Annotated in this window: 15 protein-coding genes and 2 pseudogenes; 7 read left to right on the top strand and 10 right to left on the bottom strand. The window is 57.5% G+C overall.

The genetic code is table 11. From position 1 onward, the window contains the following. Positions 1 to 61: 61 nt before the first annotated feature. Positions 62 to 1336 carry an MFS transporter gene (locus ACA067_RS14695; protein WP_497462430.1) on the top strand — a complete coding sequence of 425 codons (1275 nt, stop codon included), beginning with the start codon at positions 62 to 64 and terminating at the stop codon, positions 1334 to 1336. Positions 1337 to 1560: 224 nt separating this feature from the next. Further along, complete coding sequence (locus tag ACA067_RS14690; RefSeq protein WP_497462429.1) at positions 1561 to 2121, top strand: magnesium transporter; 561 nt, start codon at positions 1561 to 1563, stop codon at positions 2119 to 2121. 31 nt (positions 2122 to 2152) lie between these two features. Here the strand turns inward: ACA067_RS14690 and ACA067_RS14685 are convergent, their stop codons facing one another. Genes ACA067_RS14685 through ACA067_RS14665 form a run of 5 tightly spaced genes read right to left on the bottom strand, consistent with a single transcriptional unit; the run spans position 2153 to position 7185 of the window. Further along, positions 2153 to 2470 (bottom strand): cytochrome C oxidase subunit IV family protein, encoded by a 318-nt coding sequence (locus ACA067_RS14685; RefSeq protein WP_497462428.1) that lies wholly within the window; start codon positions 2468 to 2470, stop codon positions 2153 to 2155. A gap of 13 nt (positions 2471 to 2483) precedes the next feature. After that, positions 2484 to 3197, bottom strand: a complete 714-nt coding sequence (locus tag ACA067_RS14680) for a heme-copper oxidase subunit III family protein (RefSeq protein ID WP_497462427.1) — start codon at positions 3195 to 3197, stop codon at positions 2484 to 2486. 6 nt (positions 3198 to 3203) lie between these two features. Continuing rightward, entirely contained in the window at positions 3204 to 3896 is a 693-nt protein-coding gene (locus ACA067_RS14675) for a cytochrome c oxidase subunit 3 (RefSeq protein ID WP_497462426.1), read from the bottom strand. Beyond that, positions 3893 to 5668: a cytochrome c oxidase subunit I gene (gene ctaD / locus ACA067_RS14670; RefSeq protein ID WP_497462780.1), complete on the bottom strand. Its 1776-nt coding sequence runs from the start codon at positions 5666 to 5668 to the stop codon at positions 3893 to 3895. Before ctaD ends, ACA067_RS14675 begins: the two co-directional genes overlap by 4 nt. Before the next feature lie 50 nt (positions 5669 to 5718). Then, positions 5719 to 7185 carry a cytochrome c oxidase subunit II gene (locus ACA067_RS14665; RefSeq protein WP_497462425.1) on the bottom strand — a complete coding sequence of 489 codons (1467 nt, stop codon included), beginning with the start codon at positions 7183 to 7185 and terminating at the stop codon, positions 5719 to 5721. A 441-nt stretch (positions 7186 to 7626) separates the two neighbouring features. On the opposite strand from ACA067_RS14665, the gene ACA067_RS14660 reads away from it, so the two are divergent. Continuing rightward, complete coding sequence (locus tag ACA067_RS14660) at positions 7627 to 7965, top strand: hypothetical protein (protein WP_497462424.1); 339 nt, start codon at positions 7627 to 7629, stop codon at positions 7963 to 7965. A 57-nt stretch (positions 7966 to 8022) separates the two neighbouring features. Here ACA067_RS14660 and ACA067_RS14655 read toward each other — a convergent pair whose 3' ends face one another. Then, a complete protein-coding gene (locus tag ACA067_RS14655; RefSeq protein ID WP_497462779.1) occupies positions 8023 to 8163 on the bottom strand; it encodes an OprD family outer membrane porin in 141 nt (46 codons plus the stop codon). Between the two features lie 132 nt (positions 8164 to 8295). Here ACA067_RS14655 and acuR point away from each other — a divergent pair, with 132 nt between their 5' ends. The 4 genes and pseudogenes from acuR to dsdA all read left to right on the top strand — a co-directional run. Further along, positions 8296 to 8922 (top strand): acrylate utilization transcriptional regulator AcuR, encoded by a 627-nt coding sequence (gene acuR, locus ACA067_RS14650; RefSeq protein WP_497462423.1) that lies wholly within the window; start codon positions 8296 to 8298, stop codon positions 8920 to 8922. A 46-nt stretch (positions 8923 to 8968) separates the two neighbouring features. Continuing rightward, positions 8969 to 9955 carry an acrylyl-CoA reductase (NADPH) gene (acuI, locus tag ACA067_RS14645; protein ID WP_497462422.1) on the top strand — a complete coding sequence of 329 codons (987 nt, stop codon included), beginning with the start codon at positions 8969 to 8971 and terminating at the stop codon, positions 9953 to 9955. Positions 9956 to 10018: 63 nt separating this feature from the next. Beyond that, a pseudogene (locus ACA067_RS14640) lies at positions 10019 to 11044 on the top strand (GntT/GntP/DsdX family permease); the annotation flags it as partial. A gap of 44 nt (positions 11045 to 11088) precedes the next feature. Further along, positions 11089 to 11754: pseudogene (gene dsdA / locus ACA067_RS14635) on the top strand (D-serine ammonia-lyase); the annotation flags it as partial. 134 nt (positions 11755 to 11888) lie between these two features. On the opposite strand, the gene cydB reads toward dsdA, so the two are convergent. The 4 genes from cydB to ACA067_RS14615 form a co-directional block, all read right to left on the bottom strand. Continuing rightward, positions 11889 to 12890, bottom strand: coding sequence for a cytochrome d ubiquinol oxidase subunit II (gene cydB, locus ACA067_RS14630; protein WP_497462421.1), 1002 nt, complete (start codon positions 12888 to 12890; stop codon positions 11889 to 11891). 11 nt (positions 12891 to 12901) lie between these two features. Next, positions 12902 to 14278: a cytochrome ubiquinol oxidase subunit I gene (locus ACA067_RS14625; protein WP_497462420.1), complete on the bottom strand. Its 1377-nt coding sequence runs from the start codon at positions 14276 to 14278 to the stop codon at positions 12902 to 12904. A gap of 184 nt (positions 14279 to 14462) precedes the next feature. Further along, on the bottom strand, positions 14463 to 14999 hold the full coding sequence (gene mug / locus ACA067_RS14620; protein ID WP_497462419.1) for a G/U mismatch-specific DNA glycosylase: 537 nt from the start codon (positions 14997 to 14999) through the stop codon (positions 14463 to 14465). A gap of 8 nt (positions 15000 to 15007) precedes the next feature. Further along, positions 15008 to 15631 (bottom strand): TetR/AcrR family transcriptional regulator, encoded by a 624-nt coding sequence (locus ACA067_RS14615; RefSeq protein WP_497462418.1) that lies wholly within the window; start codon positions 15629 to 15631, stop codon positions 15008 to 15010. Positions 15632 to 15713: the final 82 nt, after the last annotated feature.

Raw genomic sequence — 15713 nt, 5'->3', positions numbered from 1 at the left:
GCCACGGACTGTCAATTCACGTCCCAAGTCCCCTCCCCCATAAATACAATAAGGTAACGCTATGGACGCTGCTGCTCAGGCGAGTGCGACGACGCACGCCAAATCCAGTACCTGGGTACTGGTCTTCATCTTCTGCTTTCTTGGATTGTTGATCGACGGTGCCGATCTGATGCTGCTGTCCTACAGCCTCAGCAGCCTGAAGGCCGAGTTTGGCCTGAGCAACGTCGAGGCCGGCAGCCTGGGTAGCTTCACCCTGGCCGGGATGGCCATCGGAGGCATCTACGGTGGCTGGGCCTGCGATCGTTTCGGCCGGGTAAAAACCGTAGTCTGGAGTATCGTCCTGTTTTCCGTCGGCACCGCTGTCCTGGGCCTGACGCATAGCTATTGGCAGTTCGCGATCACCCGTTTCGTGGCCTCGCTGGGGATCGGCGCACTCTATGTGGCCTGCAACACGCTGATGTCCGAATACGTGCCCACCCGCTACCGCACAACAGTACTCGGCACCCTGCAGGCAGGCTGGTCAGTGGGGTATATCGTTGCGACGCTGCTGGCTGGCTGGATACTGCCGAGCCATGGCTGGCGCTGGCTGTTCTACATCGCGATTATCCCGGTGATCCTGGCCGTGGTGATGCAACGTTTCGTGCCGGAGCCACAAGCCTGGATCAACGCTCAGGCCGAGCGCGCCAGGAAAAAAATCACGGGCGCCCAAAATCCATTCCCCGCAAAGCGCGAGAGCATGTACAAGCTGATCGTCAGTGATCCGCACGCTAGCCGGATGTTTATCTTCTGGGCCCTGACTGCCGGCTTTCTGCAGTTCGGTTACTACGGTGTGAACAACTGGATGCCGACGTACCTGGAAAGCGAACTGGGCATGAACCTCAAATCCATGACCGGCTACATGGTCGGCACCTACACTGCCATGATCCTCGGCAAAATTCTCGCTGGCCTGGCGGCTGACCGTATCGGGCGTCGTACCGTGTTCGCCTTTGGCGCCCTGGGGACCGCGGTATTCCTGCCGGTGATCGTGCTGTTCCAAAGCCAGGAAAACATCCTGTGGATGCTGGTGGTGTTCGGCTTTTTGTACGGTATTCCTTACGGTGTGAACGCCACGTACATGACCGAAAGTTTCGAAGCCAAATTTCGCGGGTCCGCCGTAGGGGGTGCCTACAATATCGGGCGTCTGGGCGCAGCGATTGCTCCGGCCGCTATCGGCTTCCTCGCCTCTCATGGCTCGATCGGCGTGGGCTTTCTAGTCATGGGTGCGGCCTACTTCATCTGCGGCGTGATTCCGGCGCTGTTTATCAAGGACAAGCAATTCGATCCGCAAAATGGTTGAGAAGTCATTGCTCACTGCGCAGATAAAGTCTCAGAATTCGTCGGAGCGCCCCAGCCCCTTTAGATCTTGACGCCCCCTCCTGCGCATGCTAGCCGGTGCTATACTACTTTCGAATTGCATGAAGTGTGCAACGTTCCCCATGGGTACAGATACCGACTGCAAATCTCAGGCAAGGGCTGCAGGACAGAGGAGGTCTACAGCAAACGCGAGATGGGAGGTGTGGCATGAATCGACACTATTACATCAGTGACAATCTCGACGATCTTGAAACCGTTGAAAATGAATTGGAAGCCAGCGGCATCAATTCCGAACAAATTCATGTGCTCAGTGAAGAAGTTGCTGATGTTGAACAACATCATCTTCACGAGGTTAACTCGTTGATGAAGCAAGATGCTGTTCACTCTGGGGAGATTGGTGCGGTGGTCGGTGTGCCACTCGCGGCGCTGGTCCTTGGTGGCGCCTATTGGATGGGCTGGACCGAATCCGCCGCAGGCTGGGTGCCTTTTATCTTCCTTGCCGTTGTTATATTCGGCTTCTGCATCTGGGAAGGCGGTTTTTTTGGGTTCCAGGTGCCGAACGCTCATTTCCGCAGTTTTAAACAGGTGGTAGACGAGGGCAAACATATCTTCTTCGTGGATGTCCAGCCGGATCAGGAGTCGATACTGGATCGGGTAATCGAACATCATCCAACGCTGAAGATCGCCGGCACGGGAGCGGCAGCCCCCCACTGGACAGTAGCCTGGCAACACAAATGGCATCAGTTCAAGCGAGTGATATCGGGTTAGCCCCTGGAAGCTCAAGGCCACCGGAAGCTGCTTATTGGCCGAAGGAAATGACCCGGCTGAGGAAAACATAGTCCGCCTCGGTGGCCATCAGTCCGACGAGCACCAGCAAACACAACGGTGGCATCAATATGGCGTAGACCATGGCCAACCGTTCCCAGGCCATATGCATGAAGATGGAGACAATTAAACCTGCCTTCAACAACATGAAAGTGATAATCAGGGACCACCGAAGGTAACCATGGAAGTGGAAATAGTCGACAAGGTACGACAGCGTGCTGAGGACGAATAACAGCCCCCAGATTTTAAGGTACAAGCTGATTGGATGTTGCTGACCTTGAGCATGTGCCATCACCAGCGCTCCTCTACCATAAATAGAAGAAAGCAAAAATAAACACCCACACCAAATCCACGAAGTGCCAGTAGAGCCCGGCTATCTCGACGACCTGATAGTTTGCGGAGCGCTCATAATCGCCCCGCAATACTTTCAGCGCCACGATGGTGAGGTAGATGACGCCGATTGACACATGCAGTCCGTGGAAACCGGTAATCATGAAAAAGCTGGCACCAAACTGCGCCGCCCCCATAGGGTTCCCCCAAGGACGCACCCCTTCTGAGATGAGCTTGCTCCATTCGAATGCCTGCATGCCGACGAAGGTCACACCCAAGGCAGCGGTCGCCAGCATCAGGGCAGTGGTTTTCGCACGATCACGGCGATAGGCGAAATTGACTGCCATGGCCATGGTGCCGCTGCTACTGATCAGCACAAAGGTCATGATGGCGATCAAAATAAGTGGGATCGCCTGACCGCCGATCGTCAACGCGAACACTTCACTGGGGTTCGGCCAGGCGGTGGTGATGGTCATGCGTACCGACATGTAGCCGGTCAAAAAGCAGGTAAATACAAAAGTATCGCTGAGCAGGAATATCCACATCATCGCCTTGCCCCAGGGGACCTGCTTGAAAGCCTCCTTATCCGAGGCCCAGTCGCTGGCGATGCCCTGCCATCCCGGTGCAGGCGGTGAGTCTGGTGCATTGGATGAACTGGATTCGCCTGGGGCAAGTGGGTGCAATGCCATGGCTTTTCACCTCAGGCCGCAGAATCTGGCGATGGCTTCATAGGTTGCCGGCGTGCTGGCCAGCAAAGCGAATAGCACGAACCAAAGACCCAGTAAGTAATGCCAATAGATGGCACAGAGCTCTACGCTGACGCTGAGTTGCGGCAACGGCACGCGACGCAGGAATTTAGCGACGATTATGCTCCAGGCTATCAACCCACCCAGCAGGTGGAGCCCATGCATACCAGTCAACAAGTAGAAGAAACTGTTGGCCGGATTGCTGGCGACGAAATAGCCCCAGGCAACAAACTGCTGCCAGACCCAGAGTTGTCCCGCCAGAAAGGCAATGGCAAATACGCCCCCCAATACAAAACCAATAACCGTTGCGTCCAGTCGAGCCTGTCGGGCCGCCATACGCGACCACTGCAGTGCGACGCAACTCAATACCAGAAAAGCCGAATTCAGCCATAGCAGCCAGAGATTGGCTAACGGCGCCATGGGCTCTGTCAGGGGTTGCCAGTCGACCATTTGTGAGCGGGCAATAAAGGCGATCAGGAAGAGAAAGAATAACGAGCTCACCACAACCAGAAACAAGCGCAGGCCTACTCTTGCGATTTGGCTTCTATCGCCACCCTCGGTGGCCTGAATACCCCCAGGATCGCGACTCCAACTGCCGCCGGGGTCAGAGCCGTCGGCGTTTCTCAATAGCAATCTGTTCATGTTTTAACGTCCACTATCTTGGCTCCAGCACTCAGTTGCCGCATCTGCTCCAGCTCCTCGGCGGAGACCGTTTGCGCAACGAAATCCTGCTCTATCCCCGGCACGCTGTAGTCATAGGCCCAGCGATGCACGACCGGCAGCTTCGCTCCCCAGTTACCGTGTATCGGCGGGGTGTTCGGCGTTTGCCATTCCAGACTGGCCGCGCCCCAGGGATTACTGCCTGCGGGCTTGCCCTTGAATACACTCCAGGCCAGGTTGAACACGAACAGCAGTTGGGAAACGCCGACGATCAATGCGACCACCGTAATGAAAGCATTCAAATCTTGCGCCGACTGCGGGATGAACGCGTAGTTTTCATAGGCGTAGTAGCGACGGGGCATGCCCTGGAAACCCAGGTAGTGCATGGGGAAGAAGATGGCGTAGGTGCCCAGGAAGGTAATCCAGAAATGCAGCTTGCCCAGGGTGTCGTTCAACATGCGCCCGGTGACTTTCGGGAACCAATGATAAATGCCGCCGAACACCACCAGGACCGGTGCGACCCCCATGACCATATGAAAATGGGCGACGACGAAATAGGTGTCCGAGAGCGGAATATCCACGATCACATTGCCGAGAAACAACCCGGTCAGACCGCCGACCAGGAAGGTGACGATAAAGGCCAGGGCAAACAGCATCGGCACGGTCAGGTGGATGTCGCCCTGCCACAGGGTCAGCACCCAGTTGTAGACTTTCAGTGCGGTCGGCACCGCGATGATCAAGGTGGTGACGGCGAAGAAAAAGCCAAAGTACGGGTTCATTCCGCTGACATACATATGGTGCGCCCAGACCACAAAGCTGAGTACGCCGATCGCAATAATGGCCCACACCATCATTCGGTAGCCGAAGATATTTTTACGCGCATGCGTGCTGATCAAGTCGGAGACCAGACCGAACGCAGGGAGCGCAACGATGTAGACCTCCGGATGGCCGAAGAACCAGAACAGGTGCTGGAATAATATTGGGCTGCCACCCTGATGATCGATCTGCTGCCCCAGCGAGATCATCGCCGGCATAAAGAAGCTGGTGCCTAACAGCTTGTCAAACAGCATCATGACCGCACTGACAAATAACGCCGGGAATGCCAGCAAGGCCATGATCGAGGCCATGAAGATTCCCCATACGGAGAGCGGCATGCGAAACAATGTCATGCCGTGCGTGCGCGCCTGCAACACCGTGGTGACGTAGTTCAACCCGCCCATGGTGGCCGCGACAATAAAAATCGCCAGTGAGACGAGCATCAGGACGATGCCCCACTCGGCCCCCGGTGTCCCCTGAGAAATGGACTGAGGCGGATAGAGCGTCCAGCCCGAACCGGTGGGGCCGCCAGGGACAAAAAAGCTGGCGAGCAACACCAGTACCGCCAGCAGGTAGAACCAGTAACTCAGCATGTTGACGTAGGGGAAGACCATGTCGCGGGCGCCCACCATCAGTGGGATCAGATAGTTGCCGAAGCCCCCCAGAAACAAGGCCGTCAGCAAATAAATGACCATGATCATGCCGTGCATGGTCATCGCCTGATAGTAAGCACTGGGGTCCATGAACTCCAAACTGCCGGGGAAGCCTATCTGCATGCGCATCAAGCCAGACAACACCACGGCGATAAGACCCACGAATATAGCCGTCAAGGAATATTGAATGGCTATGACCTTGTGGTCCTGACTCCAGATATATTTGGTCAGGAAGCTTTTGGGTTCGTGCAGTGCTTCTGTTTCGGCTTGCTCCGCATAGGCCATCACGTCATCCTCCTGTTCGAAGTTTCGGTGCATTCCTGGCTGCTTTACGGCTACTTCCCTGGCTCCGCCTTGCTCGCATCAGCGTCGGCAATCGCTTTGGATTTGATAAAAGCGATCAGTGCGTTCAACTCCTGATCACTCGGCGTAAAGGCCGGCATGACGGCTGCATAGCCTTTGACGATTTTGGTGCCGGGATTAAGAATCGAATCCTTTATATAGCCCTCGTCGACCTTGATACTCGTACCGTCGGCAAAGGTTACGGTCTCGCCATACAGGCCCTGCCAGCTGGGACCGACACCCTTGCTGCCGTCGACGCTGTGGCAGGCCAGACAGCCGAGCGACTCGGCCAGCCGCTGCCCCTGTGTCGCCAAGTCATCACCTCTGTCCAGTTTTTCGCTGGCAGAAGATTCTTGCTGCGCGGCACCCAGTGATTTGATCAGGGCGACGACAGCACCCAGTTCATCTTCAGTGAGAGTATAGGCCACCATGACTGGCGGGTAACCCTGTACCAGTCGGGCCTTCGGATCGAGGATCGACTCTTTCAGGTAGGCCTCATCGACCAGCGCACTGGTGCCATCGGCAAGCTGTTCAGTGCGGCCGTACAGCCCCTTCCATCCCGGGCCGAGTCGGGTACTGCCATCCTGGCTATGGCAGGCACCGCAGCCGTATTGTTCGACCAAATGGCGACCTTTTTCCAGCACGCTGTCCTGACTGGGTTTGGCAGCTGACGTTAATGTCTGCGCAAAAGTCGGTTGGCTGTTCAGCCATTGATCGAAGGCGCCCTGCTCTTCCACGATCATTTGGCCGCGCATGTTGTAATGCCCTACGCCACAATATTCAGCGCAAAGGATTTCATACTTCCCGGTTTTAGTCGGCGTAAACCAAAAGTACGACACCATCCCCGGCACCATGTCCATCTTGCTGCGAATTTGCGGGATATAGAAATTGTGCAGCACATCTTTAGAGCGCAGCAAAACTTTCACTGGCTGATCGAGCGGAAGGCGAATTTCATTGTTTCTTATAAGCACATCGTCCTGCCCAACAGGATCCTTGGGATCAAGACCGAGGGGATTGGTGAAATCAACAAACTTAATATCCGATTTACCCAGCTTTCCGTCCTGGCCGGGAAAGCGAAAGGCCCACTGCCACTGCTGAGCGACCACTTCAAGTTCATAAGCATTTTTCGGCACCCGGACGAAATCACTGTAAACCACCAGGCCTGGCGCCAACATCGCGGCAATACCTACCGAGGTCACGATAATCAACCATGTTTCCAGTTTTTTATTTTCTGGCTGATAGTGCGCCCTGGCGCCCTCCTTGTGACGATAACGCATCACGGCTACCGCCATAAATACCGTGATGGCGATGAAAAATATTCCGCTAATGATCAGGGTGATGAACAGGGTGGTGTCGATTGACCCCCAGTTGGAAGCTGCCGGTGTCGCATGCCAAGGCGCTAGTATATGGAACAACACTGATGCAATAACGATTAGTACAAGAATAATTGCCATTGCCATTTTGCTTTCATCCTATTCCTGTTACTCATCGGTATGCCTAAGCATCGCCACAGAACAACATCGTCAAATCGATACTGATCTGACGCCAAACAGGCTGGACAACTACCACCTATCTTCGTGGCAAAGTCCGCAGGAAGTATAGTTCATGGCCGGAACAAGCGCTTTTCCTGAAAAGCCTTGTTGCCTGGATATTCCAACTTCAGCGTCAACTTGATGGCTTGAAATCTATTCGCTATATATAACTGTAACTATTCAGCAACACATCGCGCCTGGACGACACGTCGAGCAAGCGAGGTGCGGTTGCCAGCTATAATTAAAGTCGGATTACGCAAGGCAAAGATCGGTTAAAAGCGCCCGCACAGATCCTCGCCTATGCATAGCGGTCAGACAAGTGACGGCCAATAGCGATAAATTTCAGCCGTCGACAACGGAGGTTTCGCCATGAGTGCCTTGACGATCGAAGGCTGGTGCAAAGTCAACGGAGAACTAAAGCCGACCCCGACGGGTGAAATCCATTTTTACGTCGATGGCCCCCTCCATCTGGGTCTGGAGCAAGCTGAAGAACGCCTGCAGAAGACCCATGAGCGTGAAGTCATGGTCGATGTCGACATGAACACACTGGAATTGATCTTGCCAGAGGGATACGGACCTCTGTCCGACTGCCAAATGCGCGTCTACATACACCACGAGCGCGGTCAGTTCCATTTGGTCGGGCATCGAGCGAGTGATGGAGGCTTGATCTATAGCAACGCGATTTTGATTGATCAGCTGCTTGATTAGCTACGACGGAATTCTCGGCATCGGTTTTTCCCAGTGGGGGTAGTTGTGGCCGGGAAGTCAGAACAGTGCCAGGGCATAGCTGACGACCAGACGATTCAGGTCTTGAGCGGGAGCAACCTGCGAGCGCAGTGTGCTATGTCGCCAACCCAGGGCCACTCCGTTGAACAGGCCGCTCTGGATGACGTAGTCCAGCGCCAGGTCGCGCTCTCATTCCTGCTGCTCGACGTTGGTGGCGCTCTTGATGTTATCGCCCTTGAAATAGCTCACTGAACCACGCAGGCCTGCATTTTTTCAACTTGCATTAATATACGATCGGTCTATATTCATGGCATGACCGACTTGCCTAAACGCCGCGGGCGTCCGCCGAAAAGCCCCCGCACCAATCCCGACACCCGCAATGCGTTGATTCGTAGCGGTACCGCCCTGCTGACCGAGCAGGGCTTCATGAGTACCGGCATCGATTTGCTGCTGACACAGGTCGGCGTGCCCAAAGGCTCGTTCTACTACTATTTCGAAAGCAAGGAGGCCTTCGGGCATGCCGTGCTGGACAACTACGCCGACTATTTCGCACGGCGCCTGGATCGGCATTTCCTCAACGAAGACCTGACGCCGCTGCAACGCATAGCCGCCTTCGTCGAAGACGCCAAACGCGGCATGACCAAGTATGAATTCAAGCGTGGTTGCCTGGTGGGCAACCTGGGCCAGGAAGTCACCCTGCTGCCGGCCAGCTTTAAACAACGCCTGGACGCCGTGATCAACTCCTGGCAAGCGCGCTTGAGCAGTTGCCTGCAAACGGCCAAGGCCTGCGGCGAACTGAACCCGGCGGTGGATTGCGAGGACCAGGCGGCGTTTTTCTGGATCGGTTGGGAGGGTGCGGTACTGCGTGCGCGCCTGACTGGCAACACGCATCCGTTGGATATTTTCCTGCGCGGTTTTCTGTCAGGGCTCAAGACCTGACTTTTTTGCACTATTTATAGACGACCAGTCTAAAAGGAGTAGAGCGATGTTTGACGCCATTCTGATTGAGAAAGACGACGCGGGCTATCGCGCCACCCTGCAAAGCCTGCAAGAGACTCAGTTGCCCGAGGGTGATGTCACCGTACGGGTCCACTACAGCACGCTGAACTACAAGGATGCCCTGGCCATCACCGGCAAAGGCCCGGTGGTGCGCAAGTTTCCGATGGTCCCCGGCATCGACCTGGCCGGGACCGTCGAGCACAGCAACAATGCGGCCTACAAAGCCGGCGACCAGGTACTGCTCAATGGTTGGGGCGTGGGTGAAAACCATTGGGGTGGCCTCGCCCAAAAGGCACGACTCAACGGCGACTGGTTGATCCCCCTCCCCGCCGGATTCACCGTGGCACAGGCCATGGCCATCGGTACCGCCGGCTATACCGCCATGCTCTGCGTCATGGCCCTGGAACGCCACGGTGTCACCCCCGGCAGTGGCGAGATCCTGGTGACCGGTGCCAATGGCGGTGTCGGCAGTTTCGCCATCGCGCTGTTGAGCGGCCTGGGCTATCAGGTCGTCGCGTCCACCGGTCGACCGCAGGAGTCGGACTACCTCAAGGCGCTGGGCGCCAGCGACATCATCGACCGCGCCAGCTTGAGCGAGCCGGGCAAACCCATGGTCAAGGAACGTTGGGCGGGAGTGATCGACTCCGTGGGCAGCCACACCCTGGCCAATGCCTGTGCCGCCACCCGCTACGGTGGTGTGGTGGCCGCGTGCGGACTGGCCCAGGGGATAGACTTCCCTGCCAGCGTGGCACCGTTCATTCTGCGCGGGATCACCCTGGCCGGTATCGATAGCGTGATGCGCCCTCGGCAGGACCGGATTGACGCCTGGAATCGGCTGGATCGCGATCTGGACCGCACACTGCTCGAGCAGATCACCCAGACTGTCGCGCTCAAAGACATTATCCCGATGGCCCAGCAGCTATTGGCGGGCCAGGTACGAGGGCGCCTGGTGGTCGCAATGGATAGCCAGTAAACGCCTATCAACTCGCTATGCTGTGGCCCGCCTGGGTGGCGAATTGCAAACCATGGTGAGCCGCTGATGCTCGTCGGGTTTATTGCGGGCATCCCCGTGTTCTTCGAGGTTGGATTCGTCCTGCTCATCCCGCTGATCTATGTGGTCGCGAAAGAGACCAGGATCAACCTGCTGTACCTGGGCGTGCCCTTGGCCGTGTCGCTGATGGCCGTTCATTGCATGTTGCCGCCGCACCCTGCCGCCATGGCGATTAGCGGGATGCTGGGCGCCGATGTCGGCAAGGTCATCGTGTACGGCCTCATTGTCGCGCTGCCGACGGCCATCATTGCCGGGCCGCTGTGGATCAAGCTGGTCTGCAAGAGTGAAGCGCCTGACACTCAAGCAGCGTTTCTGGACGAACATTGCGATGACAGCACGACCCGGGACTTGCCAGGCCTGGGCTTGACGCTGCTGACCATCCTGTTGCCACTGCTGCTGATGGTAGGGAAAAGCCTCGCGACCGCCCTGCCCCATGACTCGAGCGCATTCAGTGTCATTTCGTTCCTGGGCACGCCACTGATAGCCCTGTCCATTGCGGTGGTATTCGCCTACTGGGCGCTGGGCCTGCGCCGCGGCTTATCAATGCCTGACTTGCTCGCGCACACTCAGAAGAGCTTTCCTCCACTGGCCAGTATTCTGCTGATCATCGGTGCCGGTGGGGCATTCAACGGCATCCTGGTCGACAGCGGCGTGGGTAACGCGCTGGCCGGTTCGTTGACGCAATTGAACATGAATCCCATCGTCCTTGCGTGGTTGGTGGCAGGGTTGATGCACTTCGCCGTCGGTTCGGCAACAGTGGCAATGATCAGTGCGGCGGGCATGGTGCTGCCGATGCTGGGCGCTCATCCCGCCGTGAGCAAGGAAATCATCTGCATTGCCATCGGCGCCGGCGCCATTGGCTGGACCCATGTAACGGACACCGCCTTCTGGGTGGTCAAGGAGTACTTGGGTGTCTCGCTGGCCGAAGCCTTGAAGAAGTTCACCTTGGCCACCGTACTGGCGTCCTTGGTCGCGCTGGGCCTGACCCTGCTGCTGTCGCAATTTGTTTGAATCAACCCGTATTTTCAGCCTTATCTGTTTAAAGGGACCACGTCATGATTTTGGGAAAAACACTTGAAAGCTGGTACGCCAGTCATCCTTTGATTCGCGATCTGGTCGCGCTGCAAGAAACCACCTGGTTCAATCCTGCCGTGGCTCCGGTCGCGGACTCGATCAGCGATGTAGGATTGACGGCCGCCGACGTCGCCGATGCCAGCGCTCGACTGACGCGTTTTGCTGCTTACCTCAGCCGTGCGTTCCCGGAAACGCAAGCCAGTGGCGGCATTATCGAGTCGGACGTTGTGCCGGTGCCACACCTGCAGCAAGCGCTGAGCGAGCGCTACGGCCAGGCATTGGCTGGGGCGCTGTGGCTCAAGCGGGACAGCCATCTACCCATTTCGGGTTCCATCAAGGCGCGCGGCGGTATCTATGAAGTGCTCAAGCATGCCGAGGACCTGGCGCTGGCCGGCAATCTGCTGACGCTTGACGACGACTACGCCGTGCTGGACAGCGATAAAGCGCGGGCGTTTTTCGGCCAGTATAAAATAGCCGTCGGCTCGACCGGTAACCTCGGTATGTCCATCGGCATCATGGGGGCCGCGCTGGGTTTCCAGGTGACCGTGCACATGTCGGCGGATGCGCGACAATGGAAGAAAGACAAGTTGCGCTCACACGGCGTCACGGTTGTCGAGTACGCCTCCGATTACAGCGTGGCCGTTGCGCATTTCCAATCAGCGTTCTAGGTGCACTACGGCGATTTACGTTGATTGGAATGTAAGCTGCACACTGCCCCGGCGCTTTTCATTAAACGACAACGCCATCACATTTCATGACAAACGACGTCGCTCGGTTGCGGTCAATCACGCGCGGCACGCACCTTCCCGCTGAAGACCCTGAAGCCGTAAGTGTTGTAGATGAGCGTCACCGGTATCAGCACGACGAAACCGATCAGCATGAACAGCTGGCTGGTCGGGCTGGAGGCGGCAGCCTGCAACGTCAGGTTCGGCGGAACGATTAGCGGATACAGCGCAGCGATCATCAAGGCGAACGCCAGCACGAAGATTCCCAATGCAGCGAACAGTGGCAGATAGTGTCGACGACTGCGAAAGCCCAGGAAGAAGCTGATCAGCAGTGCCATGAGAAAGGCGGCGGCCGGCAGCCAGACAAGAGGGTCTGACAGCCGATGCAGGTATCGAGCGTCCAATGTCGCTGTCCAGGCAACCAGCACGGTCAACAGGCCCACGGTTACGCCGGCCAGTACCTTCGCCTGCCTGGCTGATCGTTGCTGCAGTTCTGCTTCGGTACGCCAATAAAGCCAGCAGGCGCCCAGCCAGGTGTAGCCCACCACGAGCACCGCACCACAGTAGAGCGGGAACATGGCCAGCCACTCCCAGCCGTCGCCACTGTACTGACCGCCTTGATTGGGTACGCCCTGTACCAGCGTACCCAGCACCATTCCCTGCGATCCACCGGCGAGCAGTGAACCCACTGACAGCAAGCCATCGACACCACGCTTGAGCCTGTCGCTGCTCGCGTAGTCACGAAATTCCAGCGCAACCGCTCGAAGAATCAACGCTAGAAACATCAGGATAAAGGGCAGGTAAAGCGCCGGCAGCAGGATGGCGTAGGCCAGCGGAAACAGTGCCAACAGGCCGCCGCCACCTAATACGAGCCAGGTTTCATTGGCATCCCAGATCGGCAAAATGGTCACCACCATGGTACGTCGCTGCCGGCTACAGCGGGTCAGGCCCATCAGTACGCCAACGCCAAGATCAGTGCCGTCCAACAAGACGTAATTCAATACCGAGAACCCGAGGGCTGCCGCGCAAAGCAGGGTCAACATGTCATTATCGAACATGGCGCATGCCCTCAGGAATCACCCGTCTCGTCAGCCAACGCAGGCTGCGGCCCGGGTTCGTCCTTGTGCGGAGGATCACGCAGTATTCGCAGGAGCACCCAGAGGCCAACGCCGAATATCAGCAGGTAAAACCCCAGGATCACCCATGTCGACCCGACCACCTGCTGTCGGGACACCGAGGACAGGCTGTCAGCCGTGCGCAGCAATCCGTAGACGGTGAAAGGTTGGCGGCCCACCTCGGTCACCACCCAGCCGCTGAGCATCGCGAGAAATCCGGCCGGTGCCATCAGCACACCCCATCGGAGCATCCAGCGCGCGGTGTATAACCGTTGTCGCCGTCGCACCACCAGACTGGCAATGCCCTGCCCCAGCATCAACAGGCCCAGGCCGACCATGACGCGAAATGCAAAAAACACCACGGGCACCGGTGGGATGTCCTGTGGCGGGAATTCATCCAGAGCGGCGATGCTGCCACTCAGGTCATGCCGCAGGTACAGCGAACCCAGGCGTGGAATCGCCACCTCCCAATGGTTGCGCCGCTCTGCCATGTCCGGGATGGCGAACAAGCGCAGGGGTTCCCCCTCCCCCTCAGCCGGACGAGTCCAGGAAGCCTCGACGGCGGCGATCTTCTGTGGCTGAACCTCGAGGCTGTGCCGACCATGCAGGTGGCCCGCCACTATTTGCAGGGGTGAAAGCACGACAAGCGCCCACAGCGCCATGGAGTATTGCAGGCGTGCTCGTGGGTTGCGGGGCGCCTGTAACAATTGCCAGGCGCTGACACCGGCCACCAGCGTGGCGGTGCCAAGGAACGCGGCCAACGTCATGTGCACCAGCCGGTAAGGGAACGACGGATTAAAGATAATCGCCCACCAATCTTCGGCCAGAAAGCGTCCATCAATGCCAATGGTATAACCGGCAGGCGTCTGCATCCAGGAATTGGCTGACAGGATCCAGAACGCACTCATCAGTGAGCCAAGGGCCACCGCGCAGGTGGCGAAGAAATGAATCCGGGGGCCGACTTTCTTTAACCCGAAGAGCATGATGCCAAGAAAACCAGCCTCCAGAAAAAACGCGGCGAGCACTTCGTAGAACATCAAGGGCCCGAGGATGTCTCCCGCCTTGGCCGAAAGCCGCGACCAATTGAGTCCGAACTGATACTCCAGAATCAGGCCCGACGCAGTGCCCACCGCCACGGTGAGGGCAAATACTTTCAGCCAGTAACGATAAACGTCCAGGTAGATCTGTCGCCCACGCCACAGCCAAAGCGCTTCGAGCGCCATCAAAAAGTTGGCCAGCCCGATGGTGAGGGCGGCCAGCACGATATGAAAGCTGATGGTGATCGCGAATTGGGCACGCGCCGCCATCAGCGCCGAGTCAACCGAGTCCATGCGGTCCACTGGCCGTTGGCCAACGCCTGCAGGAATGAAGGGCTGAAAGAAGCACTCGATGGTTGCCGGGATAGCTGGAGGTGCTGGCGAGAATAGGCATGACACCTGTCCGGTGCAGTAGTTGTCGGTGGACTCTGCTCAGCGCCAATGATTCCGAAAGATAATGTCGAGTAAAGTCCGATGCCTACAACCTTGGTTCAGGGCGTGGATACGCCAGCAGACCGGTAGCCCGATGTAGCTGTCGATACGCAGCCACCAATTGCTCCAGTGTGAACGCAAGATTGCGCCCACTGGGGTTTGGCAGCACCCAGACGGCTGCACCGCCGAACGTCCTGGCCTGAAGTCCCCACTGAATAACCTTCTGCCCGGACAATCCGGCATAGGCCACTTTGCCGAGGAACGCCACATGGAGCGGTGCATGGCGGGCAATCTTCTGCTCAAAGCCCGCAGCGGCTGCGGTGAATTCCCGGGTGGACAATTGATCAGCCCGCGCTGTCGGCCGTGCGACCACGGCGGTCAATCCACAGTGGAACTCAAGGATCGACCGGTCGTTTTCCGGCCGCACTTCTTCGGGAGTGAACCCGGCCAGATGCAGCGTGCGCCAGAAGCGATTTCCCCGCCCCGCGAAATGATGCCCCCGGGCCGCAGCCAGCAGGCCGGGATTGATCCCGCAAAAAACCACTGACAGACCTTCAGCCAGAATGTCTTCAAGCGCTTCCATAATCCATCTCAGCTGCAGATGACGTTGACAGCATTGCGCGCAAGGCCGGTCAACTCTTCGCGGGATTTACCCGCCCGCGCGCGAATCGAAATGCTGTGCAGCAGCGAGGAGGCGAGCACTGCCAGTGCTGCCGGATCGGTACCGGGTTTCAGTTCACCGGATTCAATCGCGGTTTGCAGGCGCGCTTCGAGATCGGCATCGAGCTGGCTGAGCCGCGCAGACAGTACCGTGCGGATCTCCGGATCCTCGACGGCCTCAGTGGTCGCCGTGCCAATCGCAAAACAGCCACGCGGCTGCCCATCGCCCGAGAAATAAATCGCCAACTGCCCTTCATAAAAACCGGTCAGCGCTTGCTCCACTGTCAGGCTGCTGTCGGTTAACGCAGCCTGCATGGCGGTGTGAGCCGTTTGCCAATACTGGTCGAGCGCCTTGATATAGAGGGCGTGTTTATCGCCGAACGCAGCGTACAGGCTCGGGCGATTCATTCCCGCCGCACTGGCGATGCTGTCCAGCGAAGCGCCGGAATAGCCGGTGTTCCAGAACACCCCGAGCGCCTGTTGCAGCGCTGTCTGCGGGTCATACGCGCGAGGACGGCCGCGGCCTTTTCCTTCTGTCGTTTTATTTTGTGCCATGTCGTACAAAATCCTTGCATGAAGAGAGGCTCGCCCATATTCTTACACCATCGCACAAAATTAAGGAACCAGAAATTCCTTG

Source organism: Pseudomonas sp. LBUM1674, assembly GCF_059695635.1.
This window is presented reverse-complemented; position numbering and strand designations above follow the sequence as displayed.

What these genes read in the sequence shown, in the direction of transcription:
- ctaD (WP_497462780.1), bottom strand. Translation starts at nt 5,668, where the DNA reads ATGGCCTATGCGGAGCAAGCCGAAACAGAAGCACTGCACGAACCCAAA.
- ACA067_RS14680 (WP_497462427.1), bottom strand. Translation starts at nt 3,197, where the DNA reads ATGGCATTGCACCCACTTGCCCCAGGCGAATCCAGTTCATCCAATGCA.
- ACA067_RS14690 (WP_497462429.1), top strand. Translation starts at nt 1,561, where the DNA reads ATGAATCGACACTATTACATCAGTGACAATCTCGACGATCTTGAAACC.
- ACA067_RS14695 (WP_497462430.1), top strand. Translation starts at nt 62, where the DNA reads ATGGACGCTGCTGCTCAGGCGAGTGCGACGACGCACGCCAAATCCAGT.
- ACA067_RS14675 (WP_497462426.1), bottom strand. Translation starts at nt 3,896, where the DNA reads ATGAACAGATTGCTATTGAGAAACGCCGACGGCTCTGACCCCGGCGGC.
- cydB (WP_497462421.1), bottom strand. Translation starts at nt 12,890, where the DNA reads ATGTTCGATAATGACATGTTGACCCTGCTTTGCGCGGCAGCCCTCGGG.
- ACA067_RS14660 (WP_497462424.1), top strand. Translation starts at nt 7,627, where the DNA reads ATGAGTGCCTTGACGATCGAAGGCTGGTGCAAAGTCAACGGAGAACTA.
- ACA067_RS14625 (WP_497462420.1), bottom strand. Translation starts at nt 14,278, where the DNA reads ATGGACTCGGTTGACTCGGCGCTGATGGCGGCGCGTGCCCAATTCGCG.
- mug (WP_497462419.1), bottom strand. Translation starts at nt 14,999, where the DNA reads ATGGAAGCGCTTGAAGACATTCTGGCTGAAGGTCTGTCAGTGGTTTTT.
- acuR (WP_497462423.1), top strand. Translation starts at nt 8,296, where the DNA reads ATGACCGACTTGCCTAAACGCCGCGGGCGTCCGCCGAAAAGCCCCCGC.
- ACA067_RS14615 (WP_497462418.1), bottom strand. Translation starts at nt 15,631, where the DNA reads ATGGCACAAAATAAAACGACAGAAGGAAAAGGCCGCGGCCGTCCTCGC.
- ACA067_RS14685 (WP_497462428.1), bottom strand. Translation starts at nt 2,470, where the DNA reads ATGGCACATGCTCAAGGTCAGCAACATCCAATCAGCTTGTACCTTAAA.
- acuI (WP_497462422.1), top strand. Translation starts at nt 8,969, where the DNA reads ATGTTTGACGCCATTCTGATTGAGAAAGACGACGCGGGCTATCGCGCC.
- ACA067_RS14665 (WP_497462425.1), bottom strand. Translation starts at nt 7,185, where the DNA reads ATGGCAATGGCAATTATTCTTGTACTAATCGTTATTGCATCAGTGTTG.